Annotated in this window: 6 protein-coding genes and 1 pseudogene; 1 reads left to right on the top strand and 6 read right to left on the bottom strand. The window is 52.8% G+C overall.

Translation table 11 applies throughout. The features are described 5' to 3' along the window. A pseudogene (gatB, locus tag DOM41_RS17245) lies at window positions 1-459 on the top strand (Asp-tRNA(Asn)/Glu-tRNA(Gln) amidotransferase subunit GatB); the annotation flags it as partial. A 182-nt stretch (window positions 460-641) separates the two neighbouring features. On the opposite strand, the gene DOM41_RS17615 reads toward gatB, so the two are convergent. The 6 genes from DOM41_RS17615 to DOM41_RS17220 all read right to left on the bottom strand — a co-directional run. Beyond that, window positions 642-1685, bottom strand: coding sequence for a DUF6708 domain-containing protein (locus DOM41_RS17615; RefSeq protein WP_157956981.1), 1044 nt, complete (start codon window positions 1683-1685; stop codon window positions 642-644). Window positions 1686-1688: 3 nt separating this feature from the next. Next, a complete protein-coding gene (locus DOM41_RS17235) occupies window positions 1689-2612 on the bottom strand; it encodes a hypothetical protein (RefSeq protein WP_110688080.1) in 924 nt (307 codons plus the stop codon). Further along, window positions 2612-4072, bottom strand: coding sequence for a T6SS effector BTH_I2691 family protein (locus tag DOM41_RS17230; protein WP_110688079.1), 1461 nt, complete (start codon window positions 4070-4072; stop codon window positions 2612-2614). The genes DOM41_RS17235 and DOM41_RS17230 overlap by 1 nt, the downstream gene beginning before the upstream one ends. 219 nt (window positions 4073-4291) lie before the next feature. Next, on the bottom strand, window positions 4292-5200 hold the full coding sequence (locus tag DOM41_RS17610) for a DUF6708 domain-containing protein (protein ID WP_157956980.1): 909 nt from the start codon (window positions 5198-5200) through the stop codon (window positions 4292-4294). A gap of 139 nt (window positions 5201-5339) precedes the next feature. Further along, entirely contained in the window at window positions 5340-6953 is a 1614-nt protein-coding gene (locus tag DOM41_RS17225) for a T6SS effector BTH_I2691 family protein (protein ID WP_280951240.1), read from the bottom strand. Between the two features lie 91 nt (window positions 6954-7044). Then, on the bottom strand, window positions 7045-7768 hold a 724-nt coding region (locus DOM41_RS17220; RefSeq protein WP_188112432.1), incomplete at its 5' end, for a DUF3304 domain-containing protein.

Here is a 7768-nt window from a genome sequence, read left to right as displayed (position 1 = left end):
GCCGTTCTCGCCGTGTGCGGCGATGCCAAGCAGGCCGCCAACTGGGTACAGGGCGAACTGTCCGCGCATCTCAACCGCGAAAACATCGACATCAAGAACAGCCCGGTCACCCCGGAGCAGCTCGGTGGACTGATCAGCCGTGTGCTCGACGACACCATCAACGGTAAGGCCGCCAAACAGGTCTTCGCCGCCCTGTGGAACAACGACGGTCAGAGCGCCGACGAGATCATCGACGCCCAGGGGCTCAAGCAGGTCACCGATACCGGCGCCATCGAAGCGATGATCGACCAGGTCATCGCCGACAACCCGGTCCAGGTCGCCCAGTACCGCGAAGCGGACGAAGCCAAGCGCGGCAAGATGATCGGCTACTTCGTCGGTCAGGTGATGAAAGCCTCTCGCGGTACCGCCAACCCACAGCAGGTCAACGGCGTGCTCAAGCAGAAGCTGGACGAGGCCTGAGTCGCGCTGGGGATTGATAGCCGGTAGCAACGAAAAAGCCCGTGATGNNCATCACGGGCTTTTTAGCAATCAGCATCATCATCCGTCACAGCCGTATCAGAGCTGATATAGCAATGGCCCGATGCAAGCATCATTCGCTTTAGCTACCAGCATGACCGCAGTGAAGGCAATCCCCGCCCCGGTTAGCGCCATAGACCGGAGACGATCCAGCCAAGGGCACCGACAAAAGCCCCCACCCCAATCACAGTGCACAGCAAGGGCCAGTAAAGCTCCCACCAGCCCAGCGGACCATTATCGCGCCAGGTCAACCGATAAGGGTCGTCCGTTTCCACCGGACTGGCTTGCTCCACCTCTTCCGGCCATTTCGGTATCTTGCTGGTGCGCATAGCCAGCATACGACCCACGGCATTCAAACCTAATGGAATACACAACAGGAGCATTGTCCATGGGTAGTGTAGGCCCGGTGCAAAAGTCCGAAAAATACTCCATCGCCAGCCTTCTCTCCGTCCATCGACTGGCATCAAAAGGCTTTGCTTTAACTCCTGATGTGTGCGCTCTACGCCATCCTCGGCTTCCATATAGGGCTGCAAAAACGCCCAGAACTTATCCATGGACTCCATATTTCCCGGAAAGGTATAACCCAGGGAGAAAGATTCGAGGACCGTCTCCCCATCATCGTCAAGCACATGAGCGCGTAGGTCGTAAGTCATTCCTGCCAAGGGGCTTTTCGATTCACCTAACGTCAGAAACAGTGAATCCCACGGTACCGTCAACACCGTGCCATCTTGGCGGAAAAAATAGACTTGACGAGTATTACGATTCAGACGCATCGGGTAATGTGTATATCGTCCACATTCGGTACGAATCAGCCACCATCCAGCCCATGCCAAGAATAGAAACAGGGGCGTCAGTCCAACAACACCAACCCAATCCACCATTTCTATTGGGGCAGTACGACCGAAAAAGACCCCCCCATAAATTGCAAACAACAACCCTATAGAAACTATTAGCACCCCCACCCCCAACCACACATTGAACCCCTTTATCGAATACCATCTGTCGACGAGATCCATATAATCTGAGTTAAACCTCACAACAGATAAAAAGTCCATCGCTTCGGAGCTGCATTTTTTTTGAGGGTCGTAGCGTGACGCGCGCTCAGCCCCTGTCAAAGGCCTATCAACAGGGAAACGAATATTTCTATAATCCAACCCAGCATAATCCATTATTCACCCTTCCATGCTACCAAGTGCAATTTCCAGCTCACCCAGCTCTTGCCTCGAGTTTTGGTATCTTTCTGCAACACCGAACCTTCCAAAATAACAGCGTTCCATCCAGTCCTGGATTTTATTATCTTTAAAAACTTCGATTAGCACCGCAACCACGACCACTAGAACCACCAGTACGATACCAACGCCTGTCGCAGCAGCGCCGAAGACGAGAGGCCCCAGTGCTGAAAAGGCTACCGCTGCTGTCAATGACATCCCCGCATTTAGTAAGTAGAGCCATCCAACACTATTTCCCTCTTGCAGCTCCTGCCAGCCCCGAATGCCATCCCAGACAGCCATCAAAACGCCTGCTCCAACGCCCAGCCCCCGACCAGCGACTCGGATAAAGCGCCCGACATAACGCTCGATAGCTTTCCCCAAACGACTACCGGCTTTCGTGGCACTCTCAGACCATTTACCGACCGTTTCCGCGACTGTACCTACCAGCCCAGCCGTAGCCGTCAGGAAGCGCCGCCGGTTTTCGCCTCGCTCGTGGGCCATGCTGCTGTCCAGATCATCGGACAGTTTGAACAGCGCGATGGCCTGCAGAATCCCCGCGACAACGCCAAGCCCTGCGTCGGTGGGTAACAGTTGACGCCACCTGAGCTGTGTCATCGCACGCCGATCTGCCTGGGTCAAGATTGCCGATTCCGCCAGTTGCCTTGCACCACCTTGCGCATTAATGCCGGGGAAATCTTCGATGACTTTGGGGTTGGCCAGAATAAAGTAGCGGAACCTCCCAGTGCCTTCGACCGGCACACCATAGATTCGCGCCTTGCGCATTTGAATATCGATGGCGCGATTGAGGTCTTCCAGATTACCGATCTCGGGATTGATGGCCGCCATCTTTGCGACCAGCTCGGCTATCACTGCCTTCTTGCTCATCACCCCTTCAGCCAGAACGACCGGCGAACGTGCAATGACCCCATACCGACCAGCGCAGGGCCGACGACACCATCGACCGCGTTAGCCGCCACCTTGGCGAAGGGGCCACCCAGAGCGGCAGTCAGTCGGACCACGGCATTCCGGCTACCATCCTGCAAGGCCTGAAGGGCGTTTTCATAGCCACTGATCAAGCCATCCCATGGTAGACCGCGCAGGGAGTCAGGCTGTAAACCACCACTGACGTGCCCTTCCCATCGCTCCAGTATGATTTTCTGATTGTAGCCCAGCGCCCGCAACGCCAGGTTACGTTGATCGACATTCGATGCAGATAGCCAGCGGTGATAGAGCTCCGCGCAGGGCGCATACTCCTGCGTGTCTTGGATGCAGATCAACATGGCATCCACAAACGCGGCACCAGATTCGATGTCTTGGTCATCATGCCCGGCATCCACTTGGCGATGAAGCTGATCGCTCTGCATCCAACTGACATGAGCACGCGCTAGGGGCGCAATACGGTTCTTGTCGAACTCTCGCATTTCACTCTGCCACGCGGCTTCCCAGGTCTGAAACCGAGACATATCCAGCTTGGCGGTATAGTCGCTCCAGGCATCATCCTTGGCGGCCACCAACTGTGCTGGTGTGGGGTTACGCCAACGCTCCAGCATCTCCTCCTGGCGCTCTTGAAAACCATCAACCAGCAGGCCGGCCAACGCACGGCCTCCCGCTCCGGGCCCACCGTAGACCGCCTGATAAGCCTCACGCTCGGTGCGATAAATTTGACGATTTTCAGCATCCTCGAGAATGCCCTGACGGATGTGATTGATGGCCGAAGAGACGGCTAGAGGTCGAGCCTGCTCAGGCTCGACCATCTTCTCTTTCAAGCGGACACCCATCAGGCTCGCCAGATCCGCAGCAATCCCCACCGGGTCTTCCAGCGCTACCAGCATGGGTGTCATATCCAGTGGTTCGGCCTGTTCGTCAGCCCACCGCTCAAGCCCCTCGACCTGCTCCTTCATGCCATGGAAGGGAAATGGGCTGAACTCGAAAGCGTGTCCGTCCTGACGCCCCCAGGTTCCCGAAGCGCCAGGACGCCATGTGCTGGAAGCACCCTGTCTTTCGGGCGGCGTCCAGACACGGCCGGCCTCGGCGACGATGTCCCCCAGTTTTTCCAGCGACTCCGCGTAGGGTGTACTTCCGCCACGCCATGCCGCGAGCGAGATCTGGCGCATGTTGTCACGCCGCTGGTTCGCATTCGTCGCGGGCTCTTTCCACACCCGCTTGGTCCAGGCGACATCGGAAAACGAGAGATAGACCTTATCGGCTTCGTCCGCGGCGGGAATCATCACGCAGCGCCCCGGATAGGCGTGAGAAGGATTGGCCGCACAGGCGAACTCCTGTGCATCGGCAGGCGGCTGCAAGCGGCCGTCGATGGGCTGCGGGCTATCGGGGTCGATAGCCATCACCTCGTCATTGTTCTGGTGGATCAGATAGCCGAGGTTGAGCTGACTTTTCGAGACTGACCATCAAAAAAAACGCCATGGCATTTGCCACGGCGTTTTTAAATAACTGCCACTTAATTACGCATTTGGAAAATGACTGATGCAATGATTATCAAAATATTGAGATGCCAATTTGCAGCATTGCATTAAGACTATATTCCCAGATAATCCTGCAGTAGCTCACATGGCGTCGACAATACTGGCCAGGGTCCAGATAATTGCCGTTGTTAGAATAACGCTCCCTACAACAAAGCCGATGATTGGCACGACTTCCCGCTTGAAAGAAAGCTCGCCATTGTCATGCCAGTCTCTCCAGTAAGGATCGTTATCAACAACTTTGCATTCAGCTTCGACATCTTCTGGCCAATGTGGGACACGACTCGTATACATGGCGATCAGCCGCCCCCAGGTAATCAGGGCAAAATATGGGCAGAAAGGTAACTGCACTAAGTATGGTGCGACGGCTGCAGGGCTGAATCCTCCGATGATGCCATATTTCAGGCCCTCACGGCGCTCATTAACAGGCCAGCAAAACTGCGTTAGCTCATAATTTTTTTCCACTCCGTTCTCATCTTCCATATACCTTCGAATATACTCCCACAGATCGAGAAGTCGCTCTTCTGCTCCAGAGTGAGGCATGGCCAGAGTGAAAGTTTCGCGAACGGTTTCACCATCAGCATCAAGAACATGAGCGCGAATATCGTAATCTTTCTCACTCAAGGGCGATTTGCTTGAGGCTTTATGTATAAACAAATCATCCCAAGAGGCGCGAATAATTGAGCCATTAGGCTTGAAAGCATAAACCACACGGTTTTTTCGATTTAGACGAATGGGGTAATGAGTTTTACGGAAGGCCTCAAGATGAATAAACCATATAAATGTAGCCAAGATAGCAAAACATATTGTCGAAGCTGCTATCCCGAATAATGCGATTTCAAGGTGATTGATCTTTTCAATGGTAACTTGAATTCCTGCTACAATACCGTAAACCATCGGAGATGCACCGATAGTGCCGTAAACTACAGAATACCCTTTATTAGCATACCAACGATCCACAAGCTCTAAATATGTGCTGTTAATGCGAATCACAGAAAGGTCATCATCGACTTCTCTACTAGCACTATTTTTTTATTTAAGTAATTCCACTTCTCCTCATCCGCCAGAGGACGATCAATTTTGTATTTCCACTTATAAGGCCCGAGACCAGTAAAATTCATGTTTGACTATCCTAAGCATTAGTCAAGGTTTCAAATGCATCAGCTTCCGACTTTAAACTGGAAAATTTTTCGCCGGCATTTTCTACGCCAAAATAACTTTTCTCTATCCAGTCCTGGAGCGCGTTATTGCTCATCCAAACGATAAAAATATTGACTACTATTGATGCTGCTGCCAGAGCAATACCAATTCCAGTTGCGCTTAAAAAAGTTAAGGCTATAAAGGAACCAGCTCCAAAAACAGCAGACCCCACATAGAGACTAGCCAAAAGAACATTTCCCTTTAACGCTTTATCATAAGCGCTATGAAGATCCCAGAAAGCCATCACCGCCGCAGCGGCAAAGCCTAGAACCTTTCCTAGGCCCCCGACTACCCTGCGTAATATTCTACCGAGCCCTCTGGAGAGCCTACTAGTCACCCGATGAATACGCTCCATAATGGCGTGTCCTATATCCGCCACTGAGCCGATAGCACCGGATACCAGAGCTCCAAAACGCCATTGTGTCTCGGTGCGCTCATTCGGAGTCGCCTCATCCATGGCTTTTGATTGAGCGCAAATAGCCCAGTAACCTAGCACTAAGCTGACAATACCTAACTGAGTATTGCGATCCCCAATAGAGCCCCAGACCGAACCCTGTGTCCGGCGCCATTGATTGTAATCCATGACCGTATCACCGACTCGGTTGGCGACCGTGCGCCCGTCGCTAGAGGTATCGATTTCCTCGATGGAAAGTGTATCGAAGACGATGGAAATATCGAAATTGCCTTTGCCCAGTGATTGCATATGGCGATAACTGCCACGAGTCTCGATCCGTAGCTTTTCCTTGAGCAAGGTTTGATCGGCGCCTTGCAGGGCTGGGTTGACACGCTGCATCTCTGCAATAAGACCATCGATGGCGTCGTCGACATGCCCAGACACACGCGTATGGGTTACCTTGCGACCCGAAATTACACCCAGCGCAATCAGTGCCGGTCGAACTGTCTGCTCATCCAGCGCGCTCAACATGGGCGCCATGACAGCACCTAGTAATCGACCGGGAGCCGCTTGCGTGTCCGGGAATTGCTCAGTAGCAGACTGGTAGCTCGCCACCAGCCCAGTCCAAGATAGCGTGGCGACTTGATCAATCTTCAGTTTTGGCGCTGCCTGCGCATTGACAGCATTACGCACTACTTTCAAGTTGAGAAGGAAGCCACGCAATAACCAGTTATCATCAGTAATGCTAGGCGCGGTCAGCCACTCCAGGTACTTTTCAAAAGCGGGGCCGTACTGCTGGGTGTCTTGGATGCACAACACCACTGTATCAGTAAATGCCTGACCTGATTCGGCATCTTCGTCGTCGAATTGGGCTTCGAATTGCTGTTGGATGGAAGATCCTGTCAACCAAGCTTGTTGGGCATGAACCAGTGGCAACATAACGTTCTGATCGAAACGTTCCTGCTCCGGCTTGAACTGCGTCTGCTTCCAGAATTCAGGCTGGCCATCTCGTAAGCGACTACGGTATCGCTCCCAAGTGTCATCGCCTTCCCGTTGTAGCTCTTCAGGAGTGATTCCCTTGGAAACCTCTTTCCGTGGTTTATCACGTTCCTGCTTGTAAAAGCCGGTGCCTGCCTCACGACTTCTCTCCAGCCGATCGTGATAAGTCTTGTTCAGAAAGAAAATGTATTTTTACTTGAAGGGTTTTCATAATTTTCAGTTATTGGGCGGATCAGCTTTGCGCTCATGGTCTTGCGTCCTGCAGCATCTGGATTTCATTTTCATCAGACTCGAGGTTGTTCTTTAGATAGTCTTCTAAGAATGACTCGAATTGTGGGTCATTCGCTCCGGAAAATCTATCTAGCACGTCGGTGGCTCGGGTTCTGTTGAATAAATTCCAATACTCATTGAGTGTATTTTCTGGGTCGCGATTAAATTTGATTAAATCACGTTGATCTCGCTCCAGGCGATCTTGGGCCAGCGCTAGTTTTTGATCGATCAGTTTGCCCCTATATTCTTCAGAAGGCACTGGCCATCCCTTTACCTCGCCAGGAAATTCATCGTGCGTTGGTGAGAGATCGCTAACAACCACAGTGGCTTTCTTGTCCGGTAAAAACTGAACCCAGAGTGTGCCACTCGCCGGCATTTCATACTTCGGCACATCGACATGAATCGTCTCGTTAAGCTTGCCCTCCGCCTCGCGCCTGGCCAGAGATTCGGACCGCTCATCCGTGGTGTCGCCTTCCAGCGGATAGCTGACCACGACATCAACACTCAACCCTTCGTGCCACTTCTGGGGCACCGAGTAGCAGCACATAATGCCACCAGCACTATAGGGGCCAATGGATTCCCCGCCTCCGCGATTCTTATCGTCGGAGGGGGCGACCACATAATAATAACGGATCCCTTGGCCGGCATAGTCCACGCCCGTGATATTGAGATCGACGGTATCGTCGGTGCAGCCTGTC

Source organism: Salinicola aestuarinus (genome assembly GCF_003206645.1).
Classification (GTDB): Bacteria; Pseudomonadota; Gammaproteobacteria; order Pseudomonadales; family Halomonadaceae; genus Salinicola; species Salinicola aestuarinus.
The sequence above is the reverse complement of the archived record's forward strand: the minus strand, read 5'-3'. Positions and strand labels throughout refer to the sequence as shown.

Coding starts and splice junctions, on each gene's coding strand:
- DOM41_RS17615 (WP_157956981.1), bottom strand. CDS start 1,685: ATGGATTATGCTGGGTTGGATTATAGAAATATTCGTTTCCCTGTTGAT.
- DOM41_RS17235 (WP_110688080.1), bottom strand. CDS start 2,612: ATGAGCAAGAAGGCAGTGATAGCCGAGCTGGTCGCAAAGATGGCGGCC.
- DOM41_RS17230 (WP_110688079.1), bottom strand. CDS start 4,072: ATGGCTATCGACCCCGATAGCCCGCAGCCCATCGACGGCCGCTTGCAG.